We start from the raw sequence: 14,342 nt of genomic DNA, 5'->3' as shown, positions 1-14,342 counted from the left end.
GCTCAGCCCACTGCCTTCTCCAACGATGCGATCGACTGATCGAGGGCCTTGTCGAAGAACTCCCGCATGCGCCCGGCCATCTGGTCGCCCGGGACCGCGGCGAGGCGGGCCGCGAAGCCGAGGTAATACTCGGCGTACCAGTCAGGTCCCGGGTCGGGATCGGGCACCGGCGGCCACACCGGCGGAAGCTTCGGTCGCCGCGGGTATGGCGGACACAGGTCTTCGAGGAAACGCAGCGCGCCGGCGGGGTCGAGGCCCGTCCGTTCACCCACCCACGCGTGGTGCAGCAAGTCGGTGGCCATCGCCGCGCCGATTCCCATTGGCGGAAGCGGCTGCGGATTCAGCGCAACCCAGGACACGCGACCAAACGGGCCGTGCGGAGGATTGACGTCGTAGATGGAAGGGAACTTCTTCCCGATGATCGACAGCAACTTCTTGTTGATTGCCATTGACACTCCCTCTGGTGCGGGCACGCGGCCGCCATCTCGCTCCGGGGCGCCATGGCGCACGCAGCGCTCGAGCGTGGTTCGTCGTGGTCGGAAGCGTGAGATCGCGTCTGCCTGCGGTCTGGTGATCTAAACGGTGGGTCGATTGCGATCCGAACGTCGGTCGTCACATGCAACCAGTGACTTACTCACGAGTGCTGTAGGCACGGATGGGGTGGCAACTCGGCCGTTGGATCAGGAACCCAGGAGCACGGAGCGCAGGAGCACGGGAGTCTCTGACGCGATTGTGTCTGCTTACGCGAGTGTCCCGCACTCTCAGAAGAGGGTTTGCGGGTAGGCGTTGACCGCCGTCAACGCCTCGGCGTACGCGACACCGCACGTGGCGCCGCGGTAGCGCGCGAGGCTCTCCTTGAGCCGCTGTGCGCCGTCGAGCGTACCCGCAGCGTAGGTCTCGTTACGCGTCAGGGCCATCAACTTGCCGAGCCATTCGATGGCACGAGGCCACTCGCGCGTCACATCGACGAACGTGTCCGGCACGAAGCCGATCGTGTGGCGCGGGCCGTTGTCGTACAGGTAGGTGCGACGCGGCGTGATGTAGGGCGCAAACGGGTCGGAGAGGACGCGGTCGCCCAGGTGCAGCGCGAGCGTGCTCAACTCCGACGCGACGACATGATCCGGATGCTGGTCCCTGGACCACAACACGAAAGCGGTGTCCGGTTTCACCTCCGCCACGACCTCGGCGACCGCGCGCCTGTGGGCGTCAGTCGATTGCAGCATGCCGGACGCCCACGGCAGGAACCGCGACTCCATGCCGTACTCTGCGTTGATGCGTTTCGTACCTTCGACGATGTCGGGGCCGCGTCCGCGCACCGGTTTCCAGTTCGAGTAGTCGCCGATCATCGCAAGGACGACGACGCGGTGTCCCTGCGCCACCGCCTGCAGGAGCGTTCCCGGGATGCCGAACGGGCTGTCGTCGTAGTGTGCGCCCATGGCGAGGATGGTGCGTTTGGCCGGCGGTGCTGTCGCCGCCGGCGCCTGCGGCTCGAATCCGCTCGCGTTCGCCTGTCCTGCCGCGGCCACGGCGGCCGCGGCACTCAGGAATGTTCGCCGGTTCATACGCAGCCTTTCTGTCATGGATGGAACGCCGCGCTGGGACTGCGCGGCGTTCCCTTCCGCATTCTCCACCGCGTCGCCTCCGTCGACCTGAAGGTCGACGGCTCATATGGAGGACGTAGGCCTCGACCTTCAAGTCGACGCTTCCGCGCTACCTCGGCCAGGGTTCGGAACGCGCCGAGCCTACACGATCGGCGTCTTCATCCAGGGCGCGGTGTTGTGGAAGTTCACAAGCACCCCGCCGGGGCCGTTGATGGTGTCGCACGCTGCGCGTTCCTCGCCGCTCAGTGACATCTCCAGTACCGGCAGCACGTCGTCGAGTTGTTCGCGCGTGCGGGGTCCGACGATCGGCGCGGTGACGCCGGGCTGATCCTTGCACCAGAGCAGCGCGAGCTGACCCGGCGTGCGGCCGTGCGCGGCCGCCAGTGTCGCGAATCGCGCCCCCGCCTCGATGCCACGCACGGTGACGCGCTCGGCGTAGATGCTGCCCGGCTGCCGCGCGGCCCTGGAGTCACCCGGCAGGGCGCCATCCGCCTGGTAACGGCCTGCGAGGACGCCTTGCGCCAGCGGCGCCCACGGGATCAGTGCGAGTCCGTAGCGCAGCGCGAGCGGTACCAGTTCGTTTTCGATGCGGCGATCGAGGAGGTTGTAGGGGGGTTGTTCGCTCACGTAGCGCGCCAGGCCATGCCGATCGCTCGCTGCGAGCGCCTCCATCACCATCCACGCCGGATGCGTCGAGCAGCCCACGTAGCGGACCTTACCGGCGCGCACGAGATCGGTCAGTGCCCCGAGCGTCTCGTCGATCGGGATTTGCGGGCTCGGCCGGTGTACCTGGTAGAGGTCGATGTAATCGGTGCCGAGGCGTCGCAGTGAGGCTTCGCACGCGCGCATGATGTGCAACCGCGAGTTGCCAAGGTCGTTCGGTCCCGGTCCGGTGCGTCCGTGCACCTTCGTGGCCAGGACCACCTTCTCGCGCCGGTCGGCGAGCGCTTTGCCGACAACAGTCTCGCTCGCGCCGTCGTGATAGACGTCCGCGGTGTCGATCAGGTTGATGCCGGCATCCATCGCCGCATGCACGAGGCGAATGCCCTCGGCTTCAGGCGTCGGGCCGCCGAGGTTCATCGCGCCGAGGCAGAGCGGCGACACATGGACGCCAGTGCGTCCGAGCAGGCGATGGTCCATGCCCCGCATGTATATCGCAATGGCCGGACGCCGCCGTAATCCGGGTACCGCATCCGGGCACCGGGCAGCGGGCACCGCAAGCCGTGAGCCGCAATGGACAGGCCGCGCTCGGAGAGCGGGCCCTACCGTGTCAAGGGACAAGGGACAACGAACAAGTCAGAAGGACTTCAAGGGACGAGGAACAAGGATGCAGTGGGCAAGGGAATCAGGCGGGGCGCGGCGTCAGCTTGTGCCTTGGTTGTCTTGCCGGCCTCGTCCCTTGTCCCTTGACACCCTTGTGACTTCTCTCCTTGTCGCTGGTCCCTTGAACCACGGCCACCCACGGGCCGCGCTCGGAGAGCGGGCCCTACCGTGTCAAGGGACAAGGGACAACGAACAAGTCAGAAGGACTTCAAGGGACGAGGAACAAGGATGCAGTGGGCAAGGGAATCAGGCGGGGCGCGGCGTCAGCTTGTGCCTTGGTTGTCTTGCCGGCCTCGTCCCTTGTCCCTTGACGCCCTTGTGACTTCTCTCCTTGTCGCTGGTCCCTTGAACCACGGCCACCGACGGGCCGCGCTCGGAGAGCGGGCCCTACCGTGTCAAGGGACAAGGGACAACGAACAAGTCAGAAGGACTTCAAGGGACGAGGAACAAGGAAGCAGTGGCAAGGGAATCAGGCGGGGCGCGGCGTCAGCTTGTGCCTTGGTTGTCTTGCCGGCCTCGTCCCTTGTCCCTTGACGCCCTTGTGACTTCTCTCCTTGTCGCTGGTCCCTTGAACCACGGCCACCCACGGGCCGCGCTCGGAGAGCGGGCCCTACCGCGAAGCCGCAAGGTTAGGCCGTAAGTCGTAGGCCGAAGGCCGTAGGCTGCAGGCTGCCTGCCCTTGTGGCCCGGCCGTAGTAGAGTTAGCCGACCTGACAATCCACACCGTCGGTTCCATTCGGCGAGAACCTCCTGTGCCTTCGGACGGACGTACTCCGCCCGTCGTTGGCTGGAGCCTTGCCGTCGCGGCCTTTGCACACGTCGCGTACCTTGCGCTGCTGATCACCTGCGACGCCCTCCCAGTCGTGCCCTTTGGCTTCGTGCCGCACTTTGACGGGCGCCAAGTCACGGTGGAGCAGGTGCAGCCCGCGACGTTGGCGGCCCGTGGGGGATTGCGTCCGCACGACCGCCTGCGTCGTGCCAACGGTCAGGTGCTGGAGGGGCGCGTCGACTGGCAGCGCATGCGTGTCCAACTGGATCCGTCGCGTCCCCTCGAACTCGACATCGAGCGCGACGGCCACCCGTTGAAGCTCCGGCTGCCGCTCTCGGCCGGGCTCGGCGAGTGGTGGTCCGAACCTGTGCGGCCAGGACTGATTGCATTTCGAGGCGCCGAGGTCATTGTTCTCGGCCTGGCCCTCCTGGTGGCCTATCGTCGTTCGTCGCAGCCATCGGCGCTGCTCGGCGCCTGGCTGCTCGCCTCGTTCGGGACGCTGTCGGTGGCGTTGCCCGGCCGCATGTTCTTCTTCTGGCAGGAACTGCCGCAGCCCCTCGAGGCGCTGCTCTGGGTGCCGTTTGCCACGAGCTTCGCGACCGGCCCGTTGCTGTTCGCGTTCTTCGCGGTGTTCCCGCGTCGTGCGCTCTCGCCCACCAACCTTGCTGTGTCCCTGCTCCCCGGCGTGGCGGCGGTCGGCTGGTTCGTCTTCGTGGGGCGCCACCTGAACCAGCCACTCGGGGCCGCCACCGGCCTGCCCGACGCGATTCCCTGGGTCTTCGCCACGTGGTGCTTCTACGCGCTGGCCGCCATCGGCCTGCTGATCGCCCAACACCGTCGGCTCGAGAACCTCACCGATCGGCGCCGGACCGGCGTGCTGCTGGGCGGTCTGGGGACCGGCGTCACCGCCGGCGTCGCGTTCCTCGCCATCTACAAGCTCGACGAGGGCCCCATCTTCGGCAACCCGCTGCTTACCGTGCTGGCGCTCGGGTGGCTCGCCGGCCCGGCCGCCTTTGCCTACGCGATCCTGCGGCACCGGCTCTTCGATCTGCCCCTCATCGTCAGGCAGGGCGTCCGCTATGCACTCGCGCGACGGCTGCTCGATGCCTTGATCCCGCTTGTTGGCGCACTGCTGGTCATCGAGGCCGTGCTGCACCGCAACCAGCCACTCTCCGAGATGGTGCAGGCCCGCTGGTGGTGGTATGCCCTCGCCGTGCTCGCCCTCGCGGTGATCCGCCGGCGCCGCGAGCACTGGCTCGCGGCGCTCGACCGCCACTTCTTCCGCGAACGCTACGACGCCGAGCGCCTGCTCCAGAGCGTGGTGACCCAGATCGACCGCGCCTCGGCCTTCGAGTCGGTTGCCCCCGTGGTCGTCCAGCAGATCGACGAAGCGCTGCATCCGGTGTTCGTCGACGTCCTCCGGCATGCGCCAGGTGAAGGTCTATTCACGGCCGCGACCGATTCGGCGCCCCGCCGACTGGCTCTGCCAGCGTCGCTCGCGGTGATTGGCGTGCTGTCGGTCTTGCGCAAGCCGCTGGCGATCTCGCTCGGCGACACGGCGTGGGTCCGTCACCAACTGCCTCTCGAGGAACGGACACTGCTGCTCGAACGCGGCGTCGAACTGCTCGTGCCCGTGTTCGGTGACGACGGGCGAGAGCTGCCGATTGCGTTGGTGGTGCTGGGGCCGCGCCGTTCGGAAGAACCCTACAACACCGACGATCTCGAACTGCTGTCCACGATCGCGCAGCGGCTCGGGCTGCTGCTCGCGCGATCTCACGGTGACGCGCGGCGCCTGGCCGAGTGCGACAGCTGCGGGCGTTGCTTCGACGAGGGGGCCACGCTGTGCACCCACGATGGGGATCGCCTCTCGGTCAGACCCGGGTCACGGATGCTGAACGGTCGGTACCGGCTCGAGCGGCGGCGCGGCCGGGGCGGCATGGGCACCGTGTACGAGGCCACCGACGACGTCCTCGATCGAAAAGTCGCCGTGAAGGTGATCCGGGAGGACCTGGCCAGCACGGCGTTCGGGCGCGGCGCTCCAGGGCGCGTCGAGGCGCGGTTCCGGCGGGAGGCGCGGGCCGCGGCCGGTTTCGCCCACGCTCACGTGGTGCGGGTCTACGACTTCGGCGTCGATCACGAACGGCAGCCTTTCCTGGTCATGGAACTGCTCGAAGGCGAGACGTTGCGCCAACGTCTCGCAGCGGGCGCGCCGCTGGCGCCGCAGGAAACCCTCCTCGTACTCCGCGGTCTGTGCGCCGCGCTCGACGCTGCACACCGACGCGGCCTGGTTCATCGCGACCTCAAGCCGGAAAACGTTTTCCTGCAGCAGCAGGAGCACGGGTTCATCACGAAGGTGCTCGATTTCGGATTGGCGCGAGCCTTCGCCGCCGACTGGCCGGCTGCGCCCGGCGACGACACGAAGCTGACCAGCGCAGGTCTCATGATCGGCACGCTCGACTACATGGCGCCCGAACAGTTGGCGGGTGACGTCGTCAGTCCGTCGTGGGACCTGTGGGCGCTCGCCGTGATAGCGCACGAGATGCTCACGACTCGCCATCCCTTCCGCCGCACTGTCGTCGTCGGGAACGGGCTGGCCAGCACGATCGGCGACGTGACGACTGGAGACGCCGTTTCGATACTTCCACCCGCCGCCGCGACGTTCTTCGATGCCGCGCTGTCTTCCGATCGTACGCGCCGGCCACCGGACCCGATGGCCTTCCTGGCAAAATGTGAGGAAATGCTGGCGTGACGGGTGCGCGCGGCCGGGGCAAGTTCGCGACGACGCGCTGGACGATGGTGAACGCCGCCGCCGATTCGGCCGAGGTGCCGGCACGCGTCGCCCTCGAGCAGTTGTGCGAAGTGTACTGGCCCCCGCTCTACAGCTATCTCAGGCGGCGCGGACACGATCGGGAAGAGGCCGAGGATCTCACACAGGGCTTCTTCACGAGGTTGCTCGAAGGTGACGTCATCCGTGCCGCTGATCAGGCCCGCGGCCGATTTCGTGGATTCCTGCTGACCGCGCTCAAGCGCTACGTCATCAACGAGCACGAGCGTGCCATCGCGGCCAGGCGCGGCGGCAACCGGTTACGCTTTGCGCTGGACTTCGACGAGGCGGAGCGGACCTACGCGAGCGGCGCCGGCACCGACGACACGCCCGATCGGGTATTCGACAGGAAGTGGGCCAGCCTGTGTCTCGATCGCGCGTTGGCGAGTGTTCGGACGGAGTACGAGGCTGCCGGCAAGGGTCGCACGGCGTCGGTGCTCATGCCGTACCTGACCGACAGTGGCGAACTGCCGCCATATCGTGCCGCCGCGCAGCAGCTGCAGATCAGCGAGGGCGCGGTGAAGGTTGCGGTGCACCGCCTGCGTCAGCGGTTCGGGGTCGTCCTCAGGCAACAGGTGGCCGATACGGTCCTCTCGCCGGAGGACACCGAGGACGAGATGCGTGAGTTGATGCGCGCGGTGGCCTCGTGACCGATCCTGCGCGCGCGCGTTGCGCCAGGCATCCCGATGCGGTGGCGCATCGTGGTCACTGTCCGGCGTGCCTGCTCGAACACGCCCTCGCGATTCCGGCCGGGGGCGAGGCGAGCATCCTCACGATTCAGCTGCCGCTCGGCTCGTCTGCAACGTCGTCGGTGTGGCTCGTGCGCGACGAGTCCTCGCCGGAGGGCCACATGTTGCGGCTCAAGACCTGGCGAACGCCCGCGCCAGAAGACTTTCTCACACGCCTCACCGGCCTGCAGGCGCGCCTGGACGACTGGGGCCACCCGCGCATCCCACGCGTGCTGGCGTCGTGGCTGGACGAGACCGGGTGCCCGGCGGTGCTGAGCGAGTTCAGGCAGGGCGTCCCCATTCTGGATGCCGTCTCGTCTGGCGCACTCGACCCCATGTGCGCACAGGGGCTGCTGTCAGCGCTCGCTGACGTCCTCCGCGCGGCACATGCGCTCGGCCTGGCCCACGGCTCGATTGCTGGCGGGAACGTGATTGTCCGCACGGGCGACGAGGCGGCCGATCTCCTCGACTTCGGCATGCACGCCATCTTCTCGCCGAGCCGCGATCAGGCCTCCCTCGCCATGGCCGACCGCCAAGGCCTCATATCGCTCGAACGCCGCCTGCTTGACGCCAGCCACAAGGCGTCCACCGGACCCAGCCTGTAACCTCCGGCCGGTTTTCCTGAACTACCTCCTGAACGCTGCCAGCGACGCCGGCCAATCCGGTCGCGTCCGACGCAGTTCGGCCACTCGAGCCGGGGAGCATCGTCATGATCAGCATCGACACCACTCAGGCCTGCATCCTTCGGGGCGCAGTCATCGGCTGTATCGCCTTCGCGCTGGCGACGCCTGTCGTTCAGGCCCAGGGCGCGTACGACGGCGTGGTGGTGTTCGGCACCAGCCTCTCCGACACCGGCAACGCCTTCGTGTTGTGGGGCGAGGCGAGCACGGCGCCGGACTACCAGCTGGATCCGCTGCTGGTGCCGAGCGCGCCGTACGCGAGGGGCGGCCACCACTTCACCAACGGCCGCACGTGGGTCGAGCAGCTGGCAGGCTCGCTCGGGCACGCCGGAAGCGTCAGGCCCGCATTCCGGGCCGAAGGGCCGGTGGCCACCAACTACGCGGTGGCGGCGGCTCGCGCCCGCGACGATGGCAAGAACTTCAACCTGACGGCGCAGGTGGACGCATTCCTGGAGGCGTCCGGCGGCATCGCGTCGCCCAACGCGCTGTACGTGATCGAGATGGGCGGCAACGACATCCGCGATGCCCTGGTCGCGTACCCCAATGGTCACACGCTCGTGATCAAGGAGGCACTGCAGGCGATCGCTGTCAATGTCGGGCGCCTGTATGGAGCGGGTGCGAGGCAGTTCCTGATCTGGCGCGCACCCAACCCCGCGCTCACTCCGGCCATCCGATACCTGAACAGCGTCATGCCTGGCACCGCGCAGCTCGTCACGGGCCTGACGATGGCCTTCAACGGCGGTCTGGATGGCATCGTCGCGCAATGGACGCCAGCTCCCGAGATCCACATCGCCAGGCTCGATGCCTTCGCGCTGCTCAACGAGGTCGTCCTCTCCCCCGAGACCTTCGACCTGACCAACGTGACGGCGGCGTGCATCACGCCAGGGACTGCGCCCTTCGCGTGCGTCACGCCCGACGAGTACCTGTTCTGGGACGGCATCCACCCGACCACCGCAATGCACGGCTTCATCGCCAAGCGCGCGGCTGAGGCGCTGGGGCAGTAGCGACTGCGCGATCCCGTTCCCTCTCCGATTCCTGGAGGCGCCATGACTTCCCTGAGACGCATCATCGTGCTGGTCGCAGGCCTGGTCATCAGCACGGCAGCGCCACTGTGCGCACGACAGGGGGCCCCGCCGGTCGGGGCCCCGCCACCGCCGACACGACAGCAGGTGATCTCGGCCAACCCGTTCGGCCTGCTCATCGACTTCTTCAACGTCGAGTTCGAGCGGCAGGTGTCCCGGTCGACGACCGCCGGCATCGGCGGCTCGTTCTTCACCGTGGACGATGACGAATACGTCAACGCCGACATGTTCTACCGGTACTACCCGGCAGGGCGTCCGTTCGACGGTCTGGCGCTCGGGGTGAAGGTGGGAATGACCAACGTCGACGGCGGCCCGCATTTCGGCGTCGGGTTCGACATCAACTGGAGCTGGTTGCCCGGTAACCAGGATCGCCTCTATCTGAGCACCGGCTTCGGACTGAAGCGATTGATCGGCACGGGTGACAGCGACGTGATGCCACTCGTGCCGACGTTCCGGATCATCAACGTCGGCGTTGCGTTCTGACACACACGCCTCGATTGGCGTAATCCGTAAGCCGTAGGCCGTAGGCTGCAGGCTGCAGGCTGCAGGCTGCAGGCCGCAGGCCAGCGAGATGACGGGGAGGGGGCGACTCGCCACCCTCCCCGTCTCGCTTACCAGATCTTGACGCGCTGATCCGGCGGCAGGTACAGCTTGTCTTCCGGTTTGACGTCGAATGCCGCGTACCACGCGTCCATGTTGCGGACGACGCCGTTGGTGCGGAACTCCGGCATCGAGTGCGGATCGATGACCAGCCGCTGGCGCGTGTCGTCCTCGCGAGCCGTGGCGCGCCATACCTGCGCCCAGGCGAGGAAGAAGCGCTGGTCGCCGGTGAAGCCGCCGATCACCGGCGCCTCCTTGCCGTTCAGCGACAGCTTGTACGCCGTGTAGGCCATCGTCAGACCGCCGAGGTCGCCGATGTTCTCGCCCATCGTCAGCTGGCCGTTGATGCAGCCGTTGGGCACGGGGCAGTACTTCGAATACTGGGTGCCGAGCTGCTGCGTCGCGGCCTTGAACTTCGTGTCCGTGTCCGGCGTCCACCAGTTGCGGGTGCGGCCGGCCTCGTCGAACGCCCGGCCCTGGTCGTCGAAGCCGTGGCCGATCTCGTGGCCGATGACGCCGCCGATCGCGCCGTAGTTCACTGCCGCATCGGCGCTGACGTCGAAGAAGGGCGGCTGCAGGATCGCGGCCGGGAACGTGATCTGGTTCATCAGCGGGTTGTAGCCGGCGTTGACGGTCTGCGGGTTCATGCCCCATTCCTCGCGATCGACCGTCTTGCCGATCCGCGCCACCTGGCGCTTCCACTCGAAGTTGCGGGCATTGATCACGTTCTCGAAGTGCTTGCCCTTCTCGATGGTCATCTTCGAGTAGTCACGCCACTTGGACGGATACCCCACCCGCGGCTCGAATGTCGCGAGCTTCTTCAGGGCTTCCGCACGAGTCGCCTCGTCCATCCAGGCCAGCGTCTTCAGGCGTCCCTCGAGCGCCTTGCGCAGGTTGACCACGAGCGCGTCCATCCGCGCCTTGTTCTCGGGCGGGAAGAACTTCGTGACGTAGACCTCGCCGACGCCCTCGCCGATCTGGTCGTCGAGCAGCGAGACACCCCGCTTCCAGCGCTCACGCTTGGCCTGCACGCCCTGCAGCGTCTTGCCGAAGAACTCGAAACTCGCATCGTCGAACGCCTTGGGCAGGTGCGCCGCGTTGTCGGAGGCGATGTGGAAGGCCAGGTACTTCTTCCACGCCGCGACCGGCTCTTTACCGACCAGCGCGGCGCCGGCGCGGACCGCGGTGTCACCGTAGGCGACGATCTTCTCCGGGGCCGCCGGCATGCCCAGGCCGGTGAGGAAGGTGTCCCAGGGCACCGTCGGCGCGAAGGCCTTGAACTCGGCGAACGGCATCGGCTTGATCGCCTTGGCCACATCGCGGAGGTTCGCCTGTGGCCAGTGTCCCTGGGCGATCTTCGTCTCGAGGGCCATCACGGTGTCGGCGGAGGCAGCCGGGGCTGCGTCGCCAAGCAACTCGAAGATCTTCGTGACGTAGGTCTTGTACGCGGCGCGGTACTTCTCGAAGGACGCGTCCTTGCCGAGGTAATAGTCACGGTCCGGCATGCCCAGGCCATCCTGGCCGGCCCAGATCGCGTACTTGGTGGGGTCCTGTGGGTCGGCCTCGACACCGAGCCCGAACGGCGACGCGAAGTCGGTGGTGCCCATCAGGGCGAGCACGCCGGCCGTATCGCTGACGCCGTTGATCTTGTCCAGGTACGGCTGCAACGGGGCAATGCCGCGCGCTTCAATCGCGGCCTCGTCCATCCAGCTGGAGTACATGTCGCCGACCTTGGCGGCGGTCGTGCCTGCGGCAGGCTTCTCGGCAGCCAGCGACTCGACGACGGTCTTCACGTCGGCCTCGGACTTGTCGCCCAGGGCGTCGAACGCCCCGAAGCGCGCCTTGTCGGCCGGCATCTTGAAGGTCGCCAGCCACTTGCCGTTGGCGTACTTGAAGAAGTCGTCGCCTGGCTTGACCGTCGTGTCCATGTTCGCGGTCTCGACGCCGAAGACCCCCAGCGCCGCCTTTGCGGGGGGAGCCGCGGCGGGAGGAGCCGGCGAGGGGCCGGAACACGCGACGAGCAACGCCGCCGTCGGCGCTGCGAGAATGAAACGTCTCATTGATTCACCTCAGGATGCAGGGGGACGCCGCTCGACTGCACGCCGACCCCCCGGGACGACACAGAATACGGCCGATCAGCTTCCCAGCCTCCTCCGGCGAGGGACGGTACGACCTCCCGATGTGACGGTCAGCTGCGGTTGACGGCCTGCAGCCACGGGACACCGATGCCGAGGAGCGCGGCAAGGAACAGCAGCCCGAAGAGGAGCCCGAGCCGCCAGAACTCGCGGCGGCCGATGAATCCACAGCCGTAATAGAGGGGAGCCGGACCGGTCGCGTACGGCGTGAGCACCCCCATGATGCCCAGCGAGAAGCCGAGCAGCATCACGAAGGTGCGGATGGGCAGCCCGTCGATCGCGGCACCCGCCGCCATGAAGACCGGCGCCACAGCGGCGGTGTGCGCGGTGATGCCGGCGAAGGCGTAATGCATCAGGAAGAACAGCGTCACCAGCAGCGTCATGACGACGAGCGGCGGGAAGCCGGCCAGCAGCGTGGCCGCGCCATGCCCGAGCCAGGCGACGACACCGACGCGGTTCAGGCCATCGGCGAGAGCCACGAGCGTCGCGAACCACGCGAGCACGTTCCAGGCCGCGGCGTTGTGGAGCACGTCCTCCCACGAGGTGATGCCGGTCACGAGCATCAGCGACACGGCGATCATCGCCACGAGCGTGGGGTCGAGCACCGCACCGGCGAAGATCCACAGCGCGAGCGAGAGCAGTGCCAGCGTCGCCATGCCGAGCTCACGGCGGCTCACCGGTCCCATGGCCACCAGCGCACTGCCGGCCCAGCGCGGCACCTCGGCGCTCATCGGCGCATCTGGCGGATGCAACCGGAAGGTGAGCCACGGGACGACGAGCAGCAGCACCGCGCCGATGGGCAGGAATCCGACCAACCAGTCCGTCCACGTGATGACGACGCCTGTGGTCGTCCGCGCGAGGTCCAGCAGGAGCAGGTTGGGCGCGAGTGCCGTCACGAACATCGAACTGGTGACGCACGTGGTGGCAAACGCGGTCCACATCACCGCAGTGCCAAACGGCCTCGGAGGTTCGTCGCTGCTGACCCCGTACAACTCGGGGATGTTGCGGATCACTGGGTAGATCATGCCGGCGCTGCGCGCCGTGTTGGATGGCGTGAACGGCGCGAGCAGCAAATCCGACAGCGCCACCGCGTACCCGAGGCCGAGCGTCCGATGGCCGAGCCACTTCACCATCAACAGCGCAACGCGCCGGCCGAGCCCGGTCCTCTCGTAACCCATCGCGAACACGAACGCGGCGAAGATCAGCCAGATGGTGCCGTTGGAAAATCCGGAGAGCGCCCATCGCACCGCTTCGGCCGGCATCCGGAAGCCGGGGGCGGCGCGCTGGGCGGCCGAAAACGGCAGTCCCGCCGCCGCGGCGATCGTCACGCCGATGAAGCCGATGGCCGAGGGCGACAACGGCTCGGTGATGAGCCCCAGGATCACCGCGGCGAAGATCGCGACGTAGTACCAGGCCGACTGGTCGAGCCCCGCCGGCACCGGGAGCAGGGCGATGCCAAGGCCAACGGCGATCGGGACGCCGGCCCGCCAGATCATCCCTGCCTGAGACGGCCGAGGACCGCGTCGGTGAATTGCGCCGTGGTGGTGAGGCCGCCGATGTCTGGCGTCGCCACTCCGGCCGCGAGCGTCTGCTCGACGGCGTCACGGACCAGGGTCGCGGCGTCTGCCTCCCCGAGCCACTCGAGCATCATCGCTCCGCTCAGCATGGCGCCGGTCGGGTTGGCCACGCCCTTACCGGCGATGTCCGGGGCAGAGCCGTGCACCGGTTCGAACAGCGACGGCGTCGTGCGCTCGGGGTTGAGGTTCGCCGACGGATTCAGGCCCAGGCTGCCGGTGATGCCCCCGGTCAGGTCGCTGAGGATGTCGCCGAACAGGTTCGATCCGACAATCACGTCGAACGTGTGCGGCCGCCGCACGAGTTCGAGCGTCGCCGCGTCGATGTGCAACTTGTCGGTCCTGACGTCGGGGAACTCCGGCGCAAGTTCAGCGAGCACCCGATCCCACAACACGTACGAGTAGCGCTGCGCATTCGACTTCGTGATCATCGTCAGCGTGTGGCGTCGCGTGCGGGCGAGCGCGAACGAGAAGCGCAGGATACGCTCGACGCCCCGGCGCGTGTGCAAGGCCGTCTGCACCGCCACCTCCTGCGCCGTGCCGGTCGCGAACAGGCCGCCGTTGTCGATGTACTCGCCCTCGGAGTTCTCGCGGACGACGACGACGTCGATCGGATCACTGCGACGAAGCGGCCCGACGACGCCAGGGAACGTGCGTGCCGGTCGGACGCACGCATAGAGATCGAACGCCTGCCGCAAGCGGATGAGCGGCGTCAGCGTGATGTGGTCCGGCAGCCTGGCCGGCCAGCCGACGGCGCCGAGGAAGATGGCGTCGAAACCGCGCAGGACGTCGAGGAAGTCCTCCGGGGCGACGCGCCCGTGCCGGTCGTAGTGGGCCATGCCCCAGTCGAACGATTCGTACGACAGATCGAAACGGCCGGTGATGCTCGCCACGGCGTCGAGGACCGGGACGGTGGCCGCGACGACCTCGGTGCCGATGCCATCCCCCGGGTACAGGGCAATGCGGTGTGTCTTCACGGCGCCAGTGTATGGCGATTGGTAGGACCTGGCGACGTTGGGTTCGCGG

11 protein-coding genes are annotated in these 14,342 nt (G+C 67.7%); 5 read left to right on the top strand and 6 right to left on the bottom strand.

What is annotated here, in order from left to right; genetic code table 11:
* Positions 1-2 precede the first annotated feature (2 nt).
* From LuPra_RS26785 to LuPra_RS26775, 3 genes are all read right to left on the bottom strand, one after another.
* Positions 3-449 (bottom strand): hypothetical protein, encoded by a 447-nt coding sequence (locus LuPra_RS26785; protein ID WP_110173600.1) that lies wholly within the window; start codon positions 447-449, stop codon positions 3-5.
* Positions 450-761: 312 nt separating this feature from the next.
* A complete protein-coding gene (locus tag LuPra_RS26780) occupies positions 762-1,562 on the bottom strand; it encodes a PIG-L deacetylase family protein (protein ID WP_157899730.1) in 801 nt (266 codons plus the stop codon).
* Positions 1,563-1,742: 180 nt separating this feature from the next.
* On the bottom strand, positions 1,743-2,741 hold the full coding sequence (locus tag LuPra_RS26775) for an aldo/keto reductase (RefSeq protein ID WP_110173598.1): 999 nt from the start codon (positions 2,739-2,741) through the stop codon (positions 1,743-1,745).
* Positions 2,742-3,787: 1,046 nt separating this feature from the next.
* On the opposite strand from LuPra_RS26775, the gene LuPra_RS26770 reads away from it, so the two are divergent.
* The 5 genes from LuPra_RS26770 to LuPra_RS26750 all read left to right on the top strand — a co-directional run bounded on the left by LuPra_RS26770 (position 3,788) and on the right by LuPra_RS26750 (position 9,490).
* Positions 3,788-6,442, top strand: coding sequence for a protein kinase domain-containing protein (locus LuPra_RS26770; protein ID WP_157899729.1), 2,655 nt, complete (start codon positions 3,788-3,790; stop codon positions 6,440-6,442).
* Positions 6,439-7,167: an RNA polymerase sigma factor gene (locus LuPra_RS26765; RefSeq protein WP_110173596.1), complete on the top strand. Its 729-nt coding sequence runs from the start codon at positions 6,439-6,441 to the stop codon at positions 7,165-7,167. The genes LuPra_RS26770 and LuPra_RS26765 overlap by 4 nt, the downstream gene beginning before the upstream one ends.
* Positions 7,164-7,850, top strand: a complete 687-nt coding sequence (locus tag LuPra_RS26760) for a serine/threonine-protein kinase (protein WP_110173595.1) — start codon at positions 7,164-7,166, stop codon at positions 7,848-7,850. The genes LuPra_RS26765 and LuPra_RS26760 overlap by 4 nt, the downstream gene beginning before the upstream one ends.
* Positions 7,851-7,954: 104 nt before the next feature.
* Complete coding sequence (locus tag LuPra_RS26755) at positions 7,955-8,929, top strand: SGNH/GDSL hydrolase family protein (RefSeq protein WP_110173594.1); 975 nt, start codon at positions 7,955-7,957, stop codon at positions 8,927-8,929.
* A 42-nt stretch (positions 8,930-8,971) separates the two neighbouring features.
* The gene (locus LuPra_RS26750) at positions 8,972-9,490 is read left to right on the top strand and encodes a hypothetical protein (RefSeq protein WP_110173593.1); all 519 of its coding nucleotides are present in this window, start codon (positions 8,972-8,974) and stop codon (positions 9,488-9,490) included.
* A gap of 128 nt (positions 9,491-9,618) precedes the next feature.
* On the opposite strand, the gene LuPra_RS26745 is transcribed toward LuPra_RS26750, so the two are convergent.
* The 3 genes from LuPra_RS26745 to LuPra_RS26735 form a co-directional block, all read right to left on the bottom strand.
* Positions 9,619-11,667, bottom strand: coding sequence for a M13 family metallopeptidase (locus LuPra_RS26745; protein ID WP_110173592.1), 2,049 nt, complete (start codon positions 11,665-11,667; stop codon positions 9,619-9,621).
* A 128-nt stretch (positions 11,668-11,795) separates the two neighbouring features.
* A complete protein-coding gene (locus tag LuPra_RS26740) occupies positions 11,796-13,238 on the bottom strand; it encodes a DASS family sodium-coupled anion symporter (RefSeq protein ID WP_110173591.1) in 1,443 nt (480 codons plus the stop codon).
* On the bottom strand, positions 13,235-14,293 hold the full coding sequence (locus LuPra_RS26735) for an isocitrate/isopropylmalate dehydrogenase family protein (RefSeq protein WP_110173590.1): 1,059 nt from the start codon (positions 14,291-14,293) through the stop codon (positions 13,235-13,237). The genes LuPra_RS26740 and LuPra_RS26735 overlap by 4 nt, the downstream gene beginning before the upstream one ends.
* Positions 14,294-14,342: the final 49 nt, after the last annotated feature.

It is taken from the genome of Luteitalea pratensis, from assembly GCF_001618865.1.
GTDB classification, from domain to species: domain Bacteria; phylum Acidobacteriota; class Vicinamibacteria; order Vicinamibacterales; family Vicinamibacteraceae; genus Luteitalea; species Luteitalea pratensis.
This window is presented reverse-complemented; position numbering and strand designations above follow the sequence as displayed.

Excerpts from the sequence above, each read along its gene's own strand:
- LuPra_RS26785 (WP_110173600.1), bottom strand. The coding sequence starts at position 449 with ATGGCAATCAACAAGAAGTTGCTGTCGATCATCGGGAAGAAGTTCCCT.
- LuPra_RS26780 (WP_157899730.1), bottom strand. The coding sequence starts at position 1,562 with ATGAACCGGCGAACATTCCTGAGTGCCGCGGCCGCCGTGGCCGCGGCA.
- LuPra_RS26775 (WP_110173598.1), bottom strand. The coding sequence starts at position 2,741 with ATGGACCATCGCCTGCTCGGACGCACTGGCGTCCATGTGTCGCCGCTC.
- LuPra_RS26755 (WP_110173594.1), top strand. The coding sequence starts at position 7,955 with ATGATCAGCATCGACACCACTCAGGCCTGCATCCTTCGGGGCGCAGTC.
- LuPra_RS26750 (WP_110173593.1), top strand. The coding sequence starts at position 8,972 with ATGACTTCCCTGAGACGCATCATCGTGCTGGTCGCAGGCCTGGTCATC.
- LuPra_RS26745 (WP_110173592.1), bottom strand. The coding sequence starts at position 11,667 with ATGAGACGTTTCATTCTCGCAGCGCCGACGGCGGCGTTGCTCGTCGCG.
- LuPra_RS26740 (WP_110173591.1), bottom strand. The coding sequence starts at position 13,238 with ATGATCTGGCGGGCCGGCGTCCCGATCGCCGTTGGCCTTGGCATCGCC.